This window comes from Microlunatus sp. M237 (assembly GCF_056896895.1).
In genome coordinates this window covers 562,702-578,568 of record NZ_JBXHBL010000001.1, presented here as the reverse complement: position 1 = coordinate 578,568, position 15,867 = coordinate 562,702, and the positions used below count along the sequence as shown (strand labels likewise).

The window sequence follows — 15,867 nt, the reverse complement described above, 5'->3', positions numbered from 1 at the left end:
CGTCTGGGAGCCCGCTGACCAGCGCCGCCGGCACCGGTCAGCGGGGCCTCACTTGACCTGGCTGGCCCGCTCCGCGGCGCGGCGGGCGATCGCGGTGAACTCGCCCTCACTGACATCGAGCTTCTTCTCCACATCGGCGGACAGATAGACGTAGACCACCTTGGCGCCGACCGCGACGGCTCCGACCCGGTAGGTGCTCCTGGCGGTGTCGCTGGTGGCCTGCACGACTGTCGTCGTCCATCCGTCGATGTCGACGTTCTTCGCACCCTTGCCCTCGACCGGCGCCGGCGGGGTGACGGTCGCGGTGAGCTTGCGCTCCTTGCAGGTGGTCATCTCTTTCTTCATCGCCTGCACGAATGCTGTCGCGTCCTTCGCGCTGTCCATGGTGAGGACGACCTCGTCCAGCCCGAAGAGCTGGGAGGGCGTGGTGTCCTGCAGCAGATAGGTGCGACCGAGGGCCGACTTGGCACCGGCCCGATCGAACTCGACGCTCTCGCAGCCGCTGCCGACGAGGTTGGCCCCGGGCTTGGCTGCGGTGGTTCCGGTCCAGGTGCCGACCGGCTCACCCACCGCGGGGAGGTCGGCGGTGGCGAGGAAGCCGAGCTGGTCGCCACCGACCGGCGGCGGCCCGGCGGTCACCTTGAGCGACTCCACGCAGGCGCCGCCAGAGCTCTTGCACTGGGTGGTCACCGCGCCGGCCGCTGCCTTGGCCACACTCTCGGCCGGCACCGCCTTCGACGGCTTGGCGACGTCCACGACGTCGACGACCTGTCCGGTCCGGGTGATCACGACGGTGCGGAACTCGGTGGTTTCGGAGTCCTCGACCTTCAGCACCACGGCAAGGGCGGCATCGCCGAGACCGCGGACGGCGTACCCGAACTGGATGGAGGTGCCGGCCATCTCACAGCCACCGATGGCCTTGGCCGCCAGGGCATAGGCCTGGTTCGCCTCCTCGGGAGTGGCGTACGCGTCTGCCTGGTGCAACACCCCCGGAGCATCCTTGCCGTCGCTGCTCAGCAGTCGCAGCACCGTCTGCCGGGCGGTCGGCTGGCCCTCGACGGGCTCGCCACCCAGGCAGGCCGCCTGCGGCGAGCTGGAGTCCAGGCCCTTCTGGGTCGAGGCGACCTTCCAGGTCCGTTTGCCGTCGACCAGCCGGGCGTCGTCGGGATTGAGCATCGAGTCGTCCGTCAGCATGGCTGCCGGGTCGACGGTCGGCGCGGCGCTGGGGTCATTCGAGGTGTTGGTGGACTGGGGCGCGGTGGCGGGTGGCGGATCGGCAGCCTCCCGGTCGCCGAAGGACGTCACGGCGTAGACGATGACCAGGCCCAGCACCGCCACCGCAGCGGCGAGCCCGACGAACATCGCCCATTTGGCTCGAGACACCTTCGGGTCTGCCTCATCGTCGAACTCTTCGACGTGGCCGCCGAGGGCGCCACCACGTCGCTCGGTCCGCGGCAGGATGGTGGTGGCGTCGTCGGCCGGCATGGATCGGCGCGCACCGAGGCTGGTTGAGCCGTTACGGCGCGGCCGGACCGCCGTCACCGCGCTCTCCCCGTCCACGGTCGGCCCCGGCACGGGCTGCCCAGCTGGGCCCGCGGGGGCGCCCTTCGCCGGGGTGTCGATCGCCCTGGGGTCGCTCGAGGAGCGGTCGGCTGTCGTTTCGTCAGAGAGGTCCGGCTGGGACGTTGCTTCCGGGCCGGTGGACGGCTCCGGCTCCTCGGCGCTGTGGCGAGACGGCGCCGGCTCCTCGGCGCTGTGGCGAGACTGCGCCGGCTCCTCGGCGCTGTGGCGGGACTGCTCCGGCTCGACCTCGTCGCGGTAGAGGGGCTTGCGTGCTTCGTCGTCCGACTCGGGGTCCACAAAGGGTAGGGCGCGCCGGGGCCGATAGTCCTCAGGCTCCTTGCCGACCATGCTGCGTACTCCTCGGATGTCTGGCGGCACCAGGACGGGCAAGTTGCTCCTGGCACAGATTCCCAAACTTTACCCGCTGCTGGCGTGTCTCGGCGATTTGGCGGGGAGCCTGGGTGAGCATGGAAGGGCCATGGCTTCCCTTCTCTCGCCCCGTCGCACTGACTCCGACACCCGCCGTCGGCGTGCTCGCGACATCACGCTGGAGACGACCGTGCCGCTGGCGCGCACCGCCGGGCCGAAGCCGGCCCTGGCCGATCCGCCGGTGCTGAGCTGGCTGCTCGCGGCGCTTGCGGGCGCTGCCGCAACGGTGCTGTTCGGCTGGATCATCACCACCGGCCTGGCCGTCCTCGGCTGGCTGGCCGCCGAACCAGGGAGCTTCGCCGGCGCTGTCGGGGTGGGCACCGAACTCTGGTTGCTGGCGCACGGCGCCGGCGCCACCCTCGGCACCACCACACTGACCTTGGTGCCCTGGGGCGCGACGGCGGTGCTGGCTGTGATGCTCTCCCGGTTCGCCGCCTTCGCCGCCCGACAGACCCGTGGTCCCCGCGGCAGGGGAGCGGCGAAGGTCGTCGGGGTGATGGCCGGCGTCTATACGGCGGCCATGGTCGCGGTGGCCGTGATCGCCGGATCAGCTGACCACCTGCCGCGCGGGATCGTGATCACCGCCGCCCTGGCGCTGGTGGCGACCGCCTGGGGCAGCTGCCGCGCGCTCGAGGTCGACCCGACGGCATCATGGCCGTTGTGGTCGCGTGCGCTGCCGCGGGCCGTACTCGCTGCCCAGCTCACCATGCTCGTCACCGGGGCCGGGGTCTTGGTGACTGGTCTGGTGCTGCGACTGGAGCGGGTGGAACAGCTCACCGCAGCACTCGACCCGGGGGTCGCGGGCGGCATCACCGTGGTGGCGGCGCAGCTGGCCTTCGTCCCGAACCTCCTGGTCTGGAGCGGGTCGTACGCGCTCGGCGCGGGCTTCTCCCTCGGGGAGGGCATCGTGATCACCCCGGTGGCCACCGATCTGGGCCTGCTGCCGTCGATACCGATCTTCGGTGCCGTCCCGGCTGAAGGACCCGGCGACACCATCTCCCTGCTCTGGCTGGTCTCCGGTGTGGTCGCCGGCGGACTTGCTGCCTGGTGCATCACTCGGGCGCGCCCCGCCGCCCGGGCGGACGAGACGAGTCTGGTCGGCGGGCTGGCCGGCGTGCTCGCCGGGCTGCTGTTCGTGGTTCTGGGATGGGTGAGCAGTGGCGACCTCGGCACCTTGCGGCTGACAGGTCTCGGCCCGCAGCTGCAGCCGCTGTTGGCGATGGCGGCCACCACGATGGGACTGTCCGGCGCTGTCGCGGGCCTGGCGCTCGGGCTCCTCCGGCGCCGGCGCGCAGCTCAGTAGCGACTGCCGGGGCTGCAGCGGCGGAAGCGGGGCGGTCTCGCAGCGCTCCCGCACGGTTCACACTCGGCCTCGGCGTGTGGATAGGCTGACCGTCGTGTCGAACCCCGTGGACCACGTCTCGTCGGTCGCGGGCACCCCCCACTCGCCCCGACGCCACGATGGACCGGCCCGCCTCGTCGTCCTGGTCTCCGGCACCGGCAGCCTGCTGCAGGCTCTGATCGACGCCACCGCCGATCCCTCCTTCGGTGCCCGAATCGTCGCGGTGGGCGCCGACCGAGACGGCATCCTGGCTCTCGAGCGCGCCGCTCGCGCCGGCATCCCTACGTTCGTCCATCCGTACGTCCGCGGCGACGACCGCGCCCGTTGGGACGCCGAGCTCACCGCGCAGGTGGACGAGTTCGCCCCCGACCTGGTGGTCAGTGCCGGCTTCATGAAGCTGGTCGGGTCGCACTTCCTTCGCCGCTACGGCGGTCGCACCATCAACACCCACCCGGCGCTGCTGCCCTCCTTCCCCGGCATGCACGGTCCCCGCGACGCGCTGGCGTACGGGGTGAAGGTGACCGGCGCCAGCGTGTTCTTAGTCGACGAGGGCGTGGACTCGGGCGTGATCTTGGCCCAGGCGGCCGTACCGGTGCTCGACGACGACACCGTCGACACGCTGCACGAACGCATCAAGGTGGTTGAGCGCGACCTGCTGCTCTCCACCACCCGCCAGCTCGCCAACGGTCGTTGGCACGTGATCGACAGAAAGGTCCACTGGGAATGAGCGACACCGCACCAGCCACCGATTCGGCCGTCTCGACGGGCGAGGACCGCCGCGCCATCACGCGGGCCCTGGTCTCCGTCTACGACAAGACCGACCTGGTCGACATCGCGCGGGCCCTGGTCGAGGCCGGGGTGGAGATCGTCTCGACCGGCTCCACCGCCGCCCGGATCGCCGAGGCGGGACTGCCGGTGACCGGGATCGAGCAGGTCACCGGGTTCCCGGAATGCCTCGACGGGCGGGTCAAGACCCTGCACCCCAAGGTGCACGCGGGACTGCTCGCCGACGTCCGGCTGGACAGCCACCGCGACCAGCTCACCGAGCTCGAGGTGACCCCCTTCCAGCTGCTGATCAGCAACCTCTATCCCTTTACCGAGACCGTCGGCTCGGGGGCCGGTCCCGACGAGTGCATCGAGCAGATCGACATCGGCGGGCCGTCGATGGTCCGCGGCGCGGCCAAGAACCACGCCAACGTGGCCGTGGTCACCTCGCCGAGCCAGTACGGCCAGCTCCTCGAGGCACTGGCCGGCGGCGGGTTCACCCTCGCCCAGCGCCAGGCGCTGGCCGCTACCGCGTTCGTGCACACAGCGACCTACGACGTCGCGGTGGCCAGCTGGATGGGCAATGTGCTCACTGACACCAGTGACGGCACCGGCTTCCCTGCGTGGGTCGGGGCCACCTGGGACAAGGCAGCGGTGCTGCGCTACGGCGAGAACCCCCACCAGAGCGCCGCCCTCTACCGCGATGGTCACGGCGCCGGTGGGCTCGCCACCGCCACGCAGCTGCACGGCAAGGAGATGTCCTACAACAACTACGTCGACGGCAACGCAGCCCGCCGGGCCGCTGCTGACTTCGACGAGCCGGCCGTGGCCATCATCAAGCACGCCAACCCGTGCGGCATCGCGGTCGGGGCTGACGTGGCCGAGGCCCACCGTAAGGCCCACGCCTGCGACCCGGTGTCGGCCTTCGGCGGCGTCATCGCCACGAACCGTCCGGTCAGTGTGGCCCTGGCCGAGCAGATCGCCCCCATCTTCACCGAGGTGGTGCTGGCGCCCGGATATGAGGACGGCGCCGCAGAGATCCTCTCGGCCAAGAAGAACATCCGGTTGCTGGTGGTCGAGCCGGCCAGTCGCGGTGGGGTGGAGACGCGCCCGATCGACGGTGGTCTGCTGATGCAGTCGGTGGACGCGCTCGACATCGAGGCCGACGACGCCGCCACCTGGACGCTGGTGTCCGGTGAGCCCGCCGATGCCGCCCGGCTCGCTGACCTGCAGTTCGCCTGGAAGGCCTGCAGGTCGGTCAAGTCCAACGCGATCCTGCTGGCCCGGGACGGCGCCTCGGTCGGCGTCGGCATGGGTCAGGTCAACCGGGTGGACTCCTGCAAGCTGGCCGTCGAGCGGGCTGGCGAGCGCGCTGCCGGTTCGGTCGCCGCCTCCGATGCCTTCTTCCCGTTCGCCGACGGCCCACAGATCCTCTTCGACGCCGGGGTGGCCGCTGTCGTGCAGCCCGGGGGATCGGTCCGCGACGAAGAGGTCATCGCGGCTGCGCAGCGGGCCGGCGTGACGATGTACTTCACCGGCGCGCGACACTTCTTCCACTGACCTTTCGATCTTTTTGGACCTATCGCACCGAGAGGCGAACCCGACGACATGACGGCACGAATCCTGGATGGCAAGGCGACAGCAGCCGCGATCAAGCACGAGCTGACCGAACGGGTGGCCGTTCTCAAGGCGGCCGGCGTCACGCCCGGCCTGGGTACGGTCCTGGTCGGGGATGACCCCGGCAGCCACTCCTACGTCGCCGGCAAGCACCGCGACTGCGCCCAGGTCGGGATCGCCTCGCTGCAGGTCGAGCTGCCGGCCACCACCACGGCCGACGAGCTGCAAGCGAAGATCGAGGAGCTCAATGCCGACCCCGCCTGCACCGGCTACATCGTCCAGCTGCCGCTGCCGAACGGTCTGGACGACAACTGGGCGCTCGGCCTGGTCGACCCGGACAAGGACGCCGACGGGCTGCACCCGAGCAACCTGGGTCGCCTGGTGCTGGGCGAGGCAGGACCGCTGCCCTGCACCCCGCGGGGGATCGTAGAGCTGCTGCGCCGCTTCGAGGTGGAGCTGAACGGGGCTGAGGTGTGCGTCATCGGCCGCGGCACCACTGTCGGTCGTCCGCTGGGGCTGCTGCTGACCCGCAAGTCCGAGAACGCCACCGTGACGCTGTGTCACACCGGGACCGTCGACGTGGCCCGGCACACCCGCGACGCGGACATCGTGATCGCTGCTGCCGGGCGACCGGGTCTGATCACGGCGGACATGATCAAGCCTGGTGCCGTCTGTGTCGACGTCGGCATCACCCGGACCGAGGCAGGGCTGGTCGGTGACCTGCACCCCGGGGTCCGTGACGTGGCCAGCTGGGTGGCGCCGGTACCCGGCGGCGTGGGACCCATGACCCGGGCGATGCTGCTCACCAACGTGGTCGAACGGGCCGAGCAGCAGCTCGCAGCCGGCCAGCTCGCATCGGCCTGATCATGGTCAAGGACGGGTCGCCGGCGGCGCGCTCGCTGCGGCAGTGGCCGCTGCTGATCGTGATCGCGGGCGTCCTGTGCGGTCTCGGTGTCGCGGTGCTCGGCTCTGACACCTGGCGACTCGGCTGCCTGATCATCGGCAGCTCGCTCGGCGTGGGTGCGGTGGAGCGGATGGCGCTGCCGCGCCGCGACGCCGGCCTGCTCCAGGTGCGCAGCCGGGGTTTCGACATCGCTGTGCTGGCGGTCACCGGGACAGCCATCGTGGCGCTGGCCATCGCGGTTCCCGACGGCAGCTAGCCGTTTCGTTCGCCACCGCCAGCTTCGCGGCGGGCACGACCCCGAAACACCACGAAGGCCGGACCCGACGGGTCCGGCCTTCGTCGTCGAGACGCAGTCGAGGATGATCAGCTTGTGCTGGCCACCAGCGCGACGACGGCAACGATGTAGATGATGAAGAAGACGACGCCGATGATGGTCAGGATCGTGGTGATCATGCCCAGGATCCGGCCGATGTTGATGTTCTGCTCGTTGGAGTAGTGAACCCCAGTGGCTCGGATCTCTTTCATCGCCCTGCTGCCCATCACCCAGGCGATGATGCCGGTGACGCCGGTGAAGAAGCCCAGGATGCCGAGCACGAGGATGATCGTGCCCTGCGGGTGCTCCTGCGCCATCGCCGGGTAACCGGCCGGGTAGGGCTGCTGGTAGGGCTGAGCCGCCCCGTACGGCTGGGTGCCGCCCCCGTACTGCTGGGCACCGTAGGAGGGGTCGCCGCCCTGGCCACCTTGGGCGTTCTGGGGATCACCGTAACCGCTCTGGTATGGCTGCTGGCCCTGGGCGGGTGCCGGCGGCTCGCCGGACGACGGTTGAGACGAGGGATAGCTGGGATCGGTCACGGTGTGTCCTGAAGGTTGGCCAGGGGCGGAGACCTGAGGTCACCGATCCTGAGGCGGAAGGGGGGGACTTGGCTGTCTGCCTAGTTGGAGCCCGCGGTGCCGGCAGCGACGATGATGTTGATCACGATGCCGATGATCCACAGCACGATCGCGACGATGCCGAGGATGCGGCCGATGACCACATTCTGCCGGTTGGTGTAGGCCGCGGGGTTGGCGTCGATCTCCTTCAGCGCCTTGTTGCCCTGGATGAAGGCGATCGGGCCGAGGATGATCCCGCAGACGAAAAGGCTGACGATGCCGAGGACGAGGACCGTGGTGCCCTTCGGGTGCGGTTGGGGGACGCCGCCGCCGGCGGCATAGGGGTTCTGGTCGTAAGGGTTGCTCATGGCCGATATTCTTGCCTATCACGGGGTCGCACACCACTATCGCCGGGCCGATGAATCGTGCCGGATCGTGCCCAGATCTGTTCGCACCCAGTGATCAGCCTGTGCGACGCACGCCACCCTCACACCACGCGGCGCAGGCCGCCTCACACCACGCGGCGCAGGTCGCCATCAGACCGAGCGGCGCACGAAGTCGATCAGGTCGGCTGACTGCTGCAGCCGGCTCGGCTCATGGACATACATCATGTGGCCGGCCTCGTAGTAGGCCCACTCGATCCGATCCTGCTCCGCGGCGGGCAGCCGCAGGTGGGCGAAGACGTGCTCGGCGGCGAAGTGCGGGGTGGCGCCGTCGTAATAGCCGCAGGCGATGTGCACCCGCAGGTGCGGGTTGGCACGCATGGCCTTGGTGCAGGCGGTGGCGACCTCGACTGAGGAGCCCTCGAACTCCTTGTAGGACCAGGGCTGCACCTTGGGCGTGAGCACGTTGTAGGTCAGATCGGTGCGATAGCCCAGCTCCTCGCGGACGTAGGCGTTGAGCGCCGCCGAGTACGGTCCGGTGATGGCTGCATGCGACGGGTCGTAGTCCATCCGGTCGTCGTTGGCCCGGTCGAGCCAGCCGGTGAACCGCATGTCCAGCCGACCGATCAGGACCTGCCGGGACCGGAGCAGCTCGGCGGCGAACGAGAACAGGTCGACCCGCAGGTCGGCGCGGTCGACGTACTCCGGGCTCAGCCCGGTCAGCGCGGCATAGCGGGCGACCACATCGGCCCGCTCGCTGCCCTGCAATCGGTTACCCCGCGCCAGCGCCCAGGGAAGGTCGCGGGCGGCGAAGTCTTCGGCGTCGGCGATGATCGACCGCAGATCGCCGGTGGTCACCTGGTGGAAGTGCGCGGCGGCGGCGTAGGTCGGCAGGTACAGGCTGTATGGCAGGTCGTTGCCCTCGCTGAAGTGCACCGAGCCCATGTCCAGCACCGACGAGATCAGCATCAACCCGTTGACGTAGAGCCCCGCTCCGGTGGCCAGATGCTCGGCGAGTGCGGCAGCCCGGGTGGTGCCGTAGGACTCACCGGCGAGGAACTTCGGTGACAGCCACCGACCGTTGCGCGATGTCCACAACCGGATGAACTCGCTGACCGACTCGATGTCGCGGGTGAAGCCGTGGAAGTCGTCGGCCTTGTGTCCTTCGCTGGCACGCGAGTAGCCCGTGGTGACCGGGTCGATGAAGACCAGGTCGGAGACCGCGAGCAGGGTCTCGAGGTTGTCGGTCAGCCCGTACGGCGGGGGAGCAAGCCCGTCGACGTCACCCATGGTGACCCGACGGGGTCCAAGCAGACCCAGGTGCAGCCAGACCGATGAGGACCCGGGCCCGCCGTTGAACGCGAACGTCACCGGCCGGGTGGCCGGGTCGGCATCGTCGAGTACGTACGCGGTGGAGAAGATCTGGGCTCGGGGCTTCAGGCCCCCGAAGCTGCCGTCTTCGATGACTTCTTCGCGCAGCACCACCCGTCCGGTGGTCGCTGTGTACTTCAGCCGGGTACGGCCGGTTCCGATCTGATGGGACGTGGTGACCAGGTCGTCGGTGGCCTCGGCCACCTTCGGTGCGGCGTCGGGGACGGCGGCGTCGGGCTCAGGCATGAGGTCACTCTACGACGACGACCCGGGTCACCACGTCGCGGTCAGGACCAGCCGCCGGCGATGCCGATGGTGAAGAACAAGACGAGGAGGACCGTGTACACGACGGAGAGAATGCCGAGGATCCAGCCGGCGGTGGCCACGCCGCGGCCGGTGTAGCGGTTCGGCTCCGCATCGATCTCCTTGCGGGCCTTGCCGCCCAGCACCAGACCGGCGATGCCGATGAACGGGCAGACGGCCAGGCCGAGGATGCCGGTGACCAGGGCGACGACGGCCTTCGGGTGGCTGACCGGGACGACGCCGTAGGGCGAGTACGCCCCGTAGGAGGCCTGGTACGGGTTCACGTCGTAGGGGTTGGGGTTGCTGTAGCCCGCGCCGCCGCCGTACTGCTGTGCCGCGGGATAGTCGGCGGTCGGGTTCGGGTAGCCCGCCGCATCGCCGTAACCCTGCTGCGGGTAGGGCTGGTTGCCGTAGCCCGGCTGGCCGCCGTAGGGCTGCTGCGGGTCGCTTGACGGATACGACGGCCACCCGGCGCCCCCGGGGTCCGCAGCCGAGGGCTGGGAGGTCGGCTGCGAGGCGGGCGGCTGCCCGAAGCCGTCGGCCTGGCCATAGCCGGGCTGCGCATACGGGCTCTGCCCGGGTGCGGGGTCCGACCCGATCGGGGACGAGCCGGGCGGCGTGGCTGCATCGCGGCTGAAGGGGTCAGGCGCCGAGGGCTGGCTGCCGGCGGACGGCTGGCTTCCGGCCGTGCCCCCGCCGGTGGTGGAGCTGGGCCCCCACTTATCGCTGTTGTCGTCGAGACTGCTGTCGCTGAGGCTGGACTCCCAGTTCTTGGGCTCCCAGGGGCGGGGCTGCCAGGACTGGTTGTCGTTCGGGTTGTTCGAGCCCGGACCGTTTTCCGTCATGGCTCTAGTGTCGCGCATCGGGCGGCCCACCACCGTCAGCGGGGTGGTGGACCGCCCGTGCTGCGGGGAGGTCAGCCGATCAGGCCGAGCGCGGTGACCGCGTCGCGCTCCTCGACAAGCTCCGCGACGCTCGCGTCGATCTTGGCGCGGGAGAAGTCGTCGATCTCGAGACCTTGGACGATCGAGTAGTCGCCACCCTTGGTGGTGACGGGGAAGGAGCTGATCAGGCCTTCGGGGACGCCGTACGAGCCGTCCGACGGCACCGCCTGGGAGACCCAGTCGCCCTCGGGGGTGCCGAGCAGCCAGTCACGGGCGTGTTCCACCGTCGCGTTGGCCGCGCTGGCGGCCGAGCTGGCCCCGCGGGCCTCGATGATGGCGGCACCACGCTGCTGGACCGTCGGCAGGAACGTCTGCTCGATCCAGGTCTGGTCGCCGACCACAGTGGCCGCGTTCTCGCCACGGACGGTGGCGTGGAAGATGTCGGGGTACTGGGTGGCGGAGTGGTTGCCCCAGATGGTGAGCTGCGCGATGTCGGTCACCGTGGCACCCGTCTTCGCTGCGAGCTGTGCCTTGGCTCGGTTGTGGTCGAGTCGAGTCAGGGCGTTGAACCGCTCGCGGGGAATGTCGGGGGCGTTGTTCATCGCGATCAGGGCGTTGGTGTTGGCCGGGTTGCCGGTCACGAGCACGCGGACGTCGTCAGCGGCGTGGTCATTGAGTGCTCTGCCCTGACCGGTGAAGATGGCGCCGTTGGCCTCGAGCAGGTCGGCCCGTTCCATCCCCTTGGTCCGCGGCCGGGCACCGACCAGCAGGGCCAGGTTCACACCGTCGAAGACCGTGTTCGGGTCGTCACCGATCTCGACGGTGCTCAGCAGCGGAAAGGCGCAGTCGTCCAGCTCCATCACGACCCCCTCGAGCGCCTTGAGCGCCGGGGTGATCTCCAGCAGGCGCAGCTCAACGGGCTGATTCGCGCCGAAGAGCGCGCCGCTGGCGATCCGGAACAACAGGCTGTAGCAGATCTGTCCGGCGGCGCCGGTGACGGCGACCTTCACGGGGGCGTTGCCGCTGACGGAGGTTGTGCTCACTGCTATCTCCCTGGGTCATGGCCACCACCGAGGTCGGGAGGCCAGCTGAATTGCTAGGACTGACGCTAGCAAGTGGGAGTTCGCAGCGCCGGAGCGGGTGCGTCTGGTCGAGGTGCCGCCTGCGGCGGGGCAACGTTTCCGGGCGACGAACGCCAGACGCCCGCAGGCCGGCCCCGGTGGGGTCGTCCTGCGGGCGTCGCTAGGCATCGCTAGGCGATCAGGCCTTGGGGCCCATCTTGCCGCTCAGAATGCTCATGATCACGAAGTTGTCCGCGTACGGAGCGTTCTTCAGGATCGGGTCGTCGTCGGCCGGGAAGCCCTGCACCCGCTCACCTTCGAGGGCGGGGTTGTTGCCGTAGCGCTCGAACAGCGGCACCATCGGCACCAGCTCGTTGAACACGATGGCAGCCTTGGTGACGTTGGCCTTCTGCTCCGCCTCGTCGAGGCCGGCGCCGGCGGCCGTGACGATCTCCTCCAGGTCGATCTCGCCCAAGGTCGGCGACGTGGTCTTCAGCTCGAAGCCCATGCCCTTGCCACCCTGGTTCTTCGCGATCGGGATGTTGTGGGTGTACAGGTCCTGGATGAACGAGAAGTAGGGGTGCGGGTGGCTGGAGCTGCCCCAGCTCTGGATGGCGAGCTGGAAGTTGCCCTTGTCGATGTCGATCGGCGCCTGCTTGTCGTCGACGCCGCGGGGAGTGATCTTGATGCCGAAGCTCGACAGCTGCTCGGCGGCGTTGGCGGCCGCAGCCGACCAGTCGGCGAACGTCGACGGGAACTGGATCTCGTAGGCGGCAGGCTTGCCGTTGGGCAGCACCCAGCTGTCGCCGTTCTTCTTCCAGCCGGCTTCGGTCAGCAGTGCGGACGCCTTGTCCGCGCTGTGCTCGTACTTGTTGAGCTTGCCCTTGTCCTCGGCCGACAGCCACTGGTCCAGCTGGTTGTCGGAGAACCCGGCCATGAACTCCACACCCTTGCCGGAGTCACCCAGGGCCACGGTGCCGTTGACGTTGCGGTCGATCACGTGAGCGATCGCCCGGCGCACCTTGTAGTCACGGAACTCGGTCAGCTTGTCGAGGTTGAACAGGATCGCCGGACCGGAGTAGACCGGCGGCCGGAGGATACGGAAGCCGCCGGACTGGAACGACTTCTCCGACGCGGTCGGGAAGCCGTGGGTCGCGTAGTCGATGTCCTTGCTCTGCAGCAGCGGGGTGACCTCGGGGGTCTCGCCGTTGTAGACGACGATCTTGTCGAACTTCACCTTGTCGGCGCCGTAGCCGTTGGGGTTCTTGACCATGGTGACCTGGGTGTTGGAGATGCTGCCGTAGTCCAGGTCATAGGGCCCGGAGGCGATGTACTTGTCCGGACGGAACTGCTGGAACTCGCTGCTGAGTTCGCTGCCCTCGTCGGAGTCCATGTCCTTGCCGGACTCCGCGAGCGCCTTCGCCTTGTCAGCCCATTCGCCGTACAGCGAGGTGGCGACGATGTTGCTCCGCAGGATGTAGCGCTCGATCACCGTCGACGGGCGGTTCATGGTGAGTACGAAGGTCGACTCGTCCGGTGCGTCGATCTTGGAGATGTAGTTCCACAACGACGTACGCAGAATCCACTGGCACCAGAAGCTGGTGACGTAGTCCTTCGACGTCAGGGCGCTGCCGTCGCTCCACTTCAGGCCCGGCTTGACCTTCACGGTGAAGGTGTTCGCCTCCTGGTCGAGCTCGTAGGACTCGGCGAGCATCAGCTCCCACGTCTTGTCGGCCCAGTAGTAGAAGCCGGACGGGAGGGTGATGAGGTCGCCGTACGGGCTGTCGGAGAGGATCCGGTACGGAGCTCCGCCGAACGGGGCGCCGGCGTTGTTGAAGTTGCCCTCCGGTGGCTGCTTGTACGGCCATCCGCCGTGGAACTCGCCCCCGGTGCCGCCGCTGCTGCTGCCGGAGCCGTCGTTAGGTGCGGACGGTGCGCAGGCAGTGATACCGCCGGCGCCGGCAACGCCGACAGCGGACAGTCCGACCATCTGCAGCAGCCCCCGACGGGACAGGTTGAACTCTTCGGTCACTTCTCCTCCTGAGGAATGTTCTGCCGTCCGCTCATGCGGATCAGCGGTATTGCAATAGCGCCCAGCCCAAGTCCGACGACGAGGCTGGCCACGCTCATCACGAACTCAGCGGTACCCGGCTCGACGGTGAGCAGCAGAAGTGCCGATCCGACGACGAAGAAGGCAGCGAGCCCGAGCAGAGCCCGGATCATGGGCAACATCAGTGATCGCCCACGACCACGTTCTGGTTGGCTGTCGGGGAGGACCCCGCCAGCGGTCGTTCGGCCACCCCTCCGACCTCGCGGGCCACCACATGGCACGCTACCGAGCGCGCCGGGGCGATGGTGTAGAGGTCGGGGCGGTCGGTGTTGCAGGTGCCCTCCTCGAACCGGGGGCACCGCGGGTGGAAGGTGCAGCCCGGCGGCAGCGCCCGCAGGCTCGGGATCTCCGCGGACCGCAGGCCGCCGCCCGGCTTCTTGGTCAGAGCCAGGTCGGGATCGGGTTCGGGCACCGCGTCCAGCAGCGCCCGGGTGTACGGGTGCTGCGGGTTGTTGATCACCTGCGGGGTCGGACCGAACTCGACGATCCGACCGAGGTACATCACGGCGATCTTCCCGGACCAGCCGAAGTACTTGGCGATGGCCAGGTCATGGGTGATGAACAAGAAGCCGACATTGAGCTCGTCGCGCAGCTTGCCCAGCATGTTCAGCATGCCGACCCGGATGGAGACGTCGAGCATCGAGGTGGACTCGTCGGCGATGATCAGCTTGGGGTCCAGCGTCAGCGCCCGGGCCACCGCCACCCGCTGCCGCTGACCGCCCGACAGCTGGTGCGGGAACTTCGACAGATAGTTCTCCGGCGGCGTCAGGTCAACCCGGCGCAGCAGTTCCGTGGCCCGCTCGTAGGCGTCGGCCCGGTTCTTCGCCACCTTGTGCTTGAGCAGTGGGGTGGACAACGTCGTGTAGACGTCCCGGATCGGGTTCAGTGAGGCGTACGGGTCCTGGTGGACGAACTGCACCGACTTGCGGAAGGAGGTGAAGTCCTGCTTGTTCAGCTGCCAGATGTCGTTGCCCTCGAACTCGACGGTGCCGCCGGTGGGCTTGGACAGGCCGGCGGCCATCCGTGCGCTGGTCGTCTTGCCGCAGCCGGACTCACCGACGAGGCAGAGCACCTCGCCGGGGCCGACGGAGATGTTGACATCGTCGACGGCGGGGATGTCGCCCTTCTTGGAGGCAAAAGTCTGCTGGGCGTTCTTCAGCCGGATCAGCGGGGTGCTCTCAGGCACGGGCCACCACCTTTCGTTCGTGGACGACGTCGGACCACCGCAGACAGGCCGCGGCGTGGCTGTTGCCAGTGGGGCGTTCGGTAATGCTCAGCAGCGGAGGATCGGTGCGCTCGCACTCCTCGACCGCGTAGGTGCAGCGGGGATGGAACGCACAGCCCGAGGGCAGGGCGTTGAGGCCGGGCGGTGAGCCCGGGATCGAGGCCAGCTCCGGCAGGTCACCGACCACCGGCGGGACGGCGTTGATCAGACCCGAGGTGTACGGGTGCCGCGGGGCGTAGAAGGTGTCGCGCGCGGTGCCGGTCTCGATGATCTTCCCGGCATACATGGTGGCAACCCGGTCGGCGAGCTCGGCGGCGACGCCGAGGTCGTGGGAGATGAAGATCATCGCGAACTGCCGCTCGGCGCGGAGCTCCAGCAGTACGTCGACGATGGCCCGCTGGGTCAAGATGTCGAGCGCGGTGGTCGGCTCGTCCAGGACCAGCAGGCGCGGGTCGAGCAGCAGGCTCATGGCGATCAGAACGCGCTGCCGCATGCCGCCGGAGAGCTCGTGCGGATAGGCCGGCAGCACCTGCTTCGGCTCCAGCCGGACCGATCGCATCAGGTCGGCACTGCGTTCCCAGATCTCGGCCTTGGTGGCGGTCTTGCCGCCCTTCTCCGGGTGAGCACGGATGGTGTCGCTCATCTGGTCGATGACGCGCAGGACCGGGTTGAAGGAGTTCATGGCGCCCTGGAAGACCATCGCAGCCTCGCGCCACCGCCAGCGGCGCAGCTGACCGCGCTCCAGCTTGAGCACGTCCTGCTCGGAGCCGTCGCGGCCACGGTAGGTGATCGAGCCGGCCGGGATGCCGCCCATTCGGGGCAGCAGTCGGAGCAGGCCGAGACCCAGGGTGGTCTTGCCACAGCCGGACTCACCGACCAGGGCCAGTGACTGGTTCGGGTAGAGGTCGAAGTCGACGCCACGGATCGCGTCGACGCTCTGACCCTTGCCGGTGCGGTAGGAGATCACGAGATCGCGGACCGAGAGGATCGGCGCCTCGTTCCCGCCGGGTGCGGGGGTGGGAGTCACAGTCGTTCTCCGT

General features: G+C 69.0%; 15 protein-coding genes. 5 read left to right on the top strand and 10 right to left on the bottom strand.

Annotation, left to right across the window (positions count from 1 at the left end):
* Positions 1-48 precede the first annotated feature (48 nt).
* Positions 49-1,911, bottom strand: a complete 1,863-nt coding sequence (locus tag AC1XX3_RS02675; RefSeq protein ID WP_483319529.1) for a hypothetical protein — start codon at positions 1,909-1,911, stop codon at positions 49-51.
* A gap of 130 nt (positions 1,912-2,041) precedes the next feature.
* Between AC1XX3_RS02675 and AC1XX3_RS02670 the strand changes: the two genes are divergently transcribed.
* The 5 genes from AC1XX3_RS02670 (at position 2,042) to AC1XX3_RS02650 (ending at position 6,876) form a co-directional block, all read left to right on the top strand.
* On the top strand, positions 2,042-3,295 hold the full coding sequence (locus AC1XX3_RS02670; protein WP_483319528.1) for a cell division protein PerM: 1,254 nt from the start codon (positions 2,042-2,044) through the stop codon (positions 3,293-3,295).
* A gap of 94 nt (positions 3,296-3,389) precedes the next feature.
* Positions 3,390-4,061, top strand: a complete 672-nt coding sequence (purN, locus tag AC1XX3_RS02665; protein WP_483319527.1) for a phosphoribosylglycinamide formyltransferase — start codon at positions 3,390-3,392, stop codon at positions 4,059-4,061.
* Positions 4,058-5,659, top strand: coding sequence for a bifunctional phosphoribosylaminoimidazolecarboxamide formyltransferase/IMP cyclohydrolase (gene purH, locus AC1XX3_RS02660; protein WP_483319526.1), 1,602 nt, complete (start codon positions 4,058-4,060; stop codon positions 5,657-5,659). Before purN ends, purH begins: the two co-directional genes overlap by 4 nt.
* Before the next feature lie 48 nt (positions 5,660-5,707).
* Entirely contained in the window at positions 5,708-6,580 is an 873-nt protein-coding gene (locus tag AC1XX3_RS02655) for a bifunctional methylenetetrahydrofolate dehydrogenase/methenyltetrahydrofolate cyclohydrolase (RefSeq protein WP_483319525.1), read from the top strand.
* Between the two features lie 2 nt (positions 6,581-6,582).
* Positions 6,583-6,876, top strand: coding sequence for a DUF3017 domain-containing protein (locus AC1XX3_RS02650; RefSeq protein WP_483319524.1), 294 nt, complete (start codon positions 6,583-6,585; stop codon positions 6,874-6,876).
* 107 nt (positions 6,877-6,983) lie between these two features.
* Here AC1XX3_RS02650 and AC1XX3_RS02645 read toward each other — a convergent pair whose 3' ends face one another.
* The 9 genes from AC1XX3_RS02645 to AC1XX3_RS02605 all read right to left on the bottom strand — a co-directional run bounded on the left by AC1XX3_RS02645 (position 6,984) and on the right by AC1XX3_RS02605 (position 15,854).
* Complete coding sequence (locus AC1XX3_RS02645; RefSeq protein WP_483319523.1) at positions 6,984-7,472, bottom strand: hypothetical protein; 489 nt, start codon at positions 7,470-7,472, stop codon at positions 6,984-6,986.
* An 80-nt stretch (positions 7,473-7,552) separates the two neighbouring features.
* Entirely contained in the window at positions 7,553-7,858 is a 306-nt protein-coding gene (locus AC1XX3_RS02640) for a DUF4190 domain-containing protein (protein WP_483319522.1), read from the bottom strand.
* A gap of 168 nt (positions 7,859-8,026) precedes the next feature.
* Positions 8,027-9,490 carry a S10 family peptidase gene (locus AC1XX3_RS02635; RefSeq protein ID WP_483319521.1) on the bottom strand — a complete coding sequence of 488 codons (1,464 nt, stop codon included), beginning with the start codon at positions 9,488-9,490 and terminating at the stop codon, positions 8,027-8,029.
* Between the two features lie 41 nt (positions 9,491-9,531).
* Complete coding sequence (locus AC1XX3_RS02630) at positions 9,532-10,392, bottom strand: DUF4190 domain-containing protein (RefSeq protein ID WP_483319520.1); 861 nt, start codon at positions 10,390-10,392, stop codon at positions 9,532-9,534.
* Positions 10,393-10,463: 71 nt separating this feature from the next.
* Positions 10,464-11,474 (bottom strand): malate dehydrogenase, encoded by a 1,011-nt coding sequence (locus tag AC1XX3_RS02625; protein ID WP_483319519.1) that lies wholly within the window; start codon positions 11,472-11,474, stop codon positions 10,464-10,466.
* A 217-nt stretch (positions 11,475-11,691) separates the two neighbouring features.
* Positions 11,692-13,524, bottom strand: coding sequence for an ABC transporter substrate-binding protein (locus AC1XX3_RS02620; RefSeq protein ID WP_483319518.1), 1,833 nt, complete (start codon positions 13,522-13,524; stop codon positions 11,692-11,694).
* The gene (locus AC1XX3_RS02615) at positions 13,521-13,715 is read right to left on the bottom strand and encodes a hypothetical protein (RefSeq protein ID WP_483319517.1); all 195 of its coding nucleotides are present in this window, start codon (positions 13,713-13,715) and stop codon (positions 13,521-13,523) included. The genes AC1XX3_RS02620 and AC1XX3_RS02615 overlap by 4 nt, the downstream gene beginning before the upstream one ends.
* An 8-nt stretch (positions 13,716-13,723) precedes the next feature.
* Positions 13,724-14,788 carry an ABC transporter ATP-binding protein gene (locus AC1XX3_RS02610; RefSeq protein ID WP_483319516.1) on the bottom strand — a complete coding sequence of 355 codons (1,065 nt, stop codon included), beginning with the start codon at positions 14,786-14,788 and terminating at the stop codon, positions 13,724-13,726.
* Positions 14,781-15,854 carry an ABC transporter ATP-binding protein gene (locus AC1XX3_RS02605; RefSeq protein WP_483319515.1) on the bottom strand — a complete coding sequence of 358 codons (1,074 nt, stop codon included), beginning with the start codon at positions 15,852-15,854 and terminating at the stop codon, positions 14,781-14,783. Before AC1XX3_RS02605 ends, AC1XX3_RS02610 begins: the two co-directional genes overlap by 8 nt.
* Between the last annotated feature and the right edge of the window lie 13 nt (positions 15,855-15,867).

What these genes read in the sequence shown, in the direction of transcription:
- AC1XX3_RS02675 (WP_483319529.1), bottom strand. Translation starts at nt 1,911, where the DNA reads ATGGTCGGCAAGGAGCCTGAGGACTATCGGCCCCGGCGCGCCCTACCC.
- AC1XX3_RS02670 (WP_483319528.1), top strand. Translation starts at nt 2,042, where the DNA reads ATGGCTTCCCTTCTCTCGCCCCGTCGCACTGACTCCGACACCCGCCGT.
- purH (WP_483319526.1), top strand. Translation starts at nt 4,058, where the DNA reads ATGAGCGACACCGCACCAGCCACCGATTCGGCCGTCTCGACGGGCGAG.
- AC1XX3_RS02655 (WP_483319525.1), top strand. Translation starts at nt 5,708, where the DNA reads ATGACGGCACGAATCCTGGATGGCAAGGCGACAGCAGCCGCGATCAAG.
- AC1XX3_RS02650 (WP_483319524.1), top strand. Translation starts at nt 6,583, where the DNA reads ATGGTCAAGGACGGGTCGCCGGCGGCGCGCTCGCTGCGGCAGTGGCCG.
- AC1XX3_RS02640 (WP_483319522.1), bottom strand. Translation starts at nt 7,858, where the DNA reads ATGAGCAACCCTTACGACCAGAACCCCTATGCCGCCGGCGGCGGCGTC.
- AC1XX3_RS02635 (WP_483319521.1), bottom strand. Translation starts at nt 9,490, where the DNA reads ATGCCTGAGCCCGACGCCGCCGTCCCCGACGCCGCACCGAAGGTGGCC.
- AC1XX3_RS02630 (WP_483319520.1), bottom strand. Translation starts at nt 10,392, where the DNA reads ATGACGGAAAACGGTCCGGGCTCGAACAACCCGAACGACAACCAGTCC.
- AC1XX3_RS02615 (WP_483319517.1), bottom strand. Translation starts at nt 13,715, where the DNA reads ATGATCCGGGCTCTGCTCGGGCTCGCTGCCTTCTTCGTCGTCGGATCG.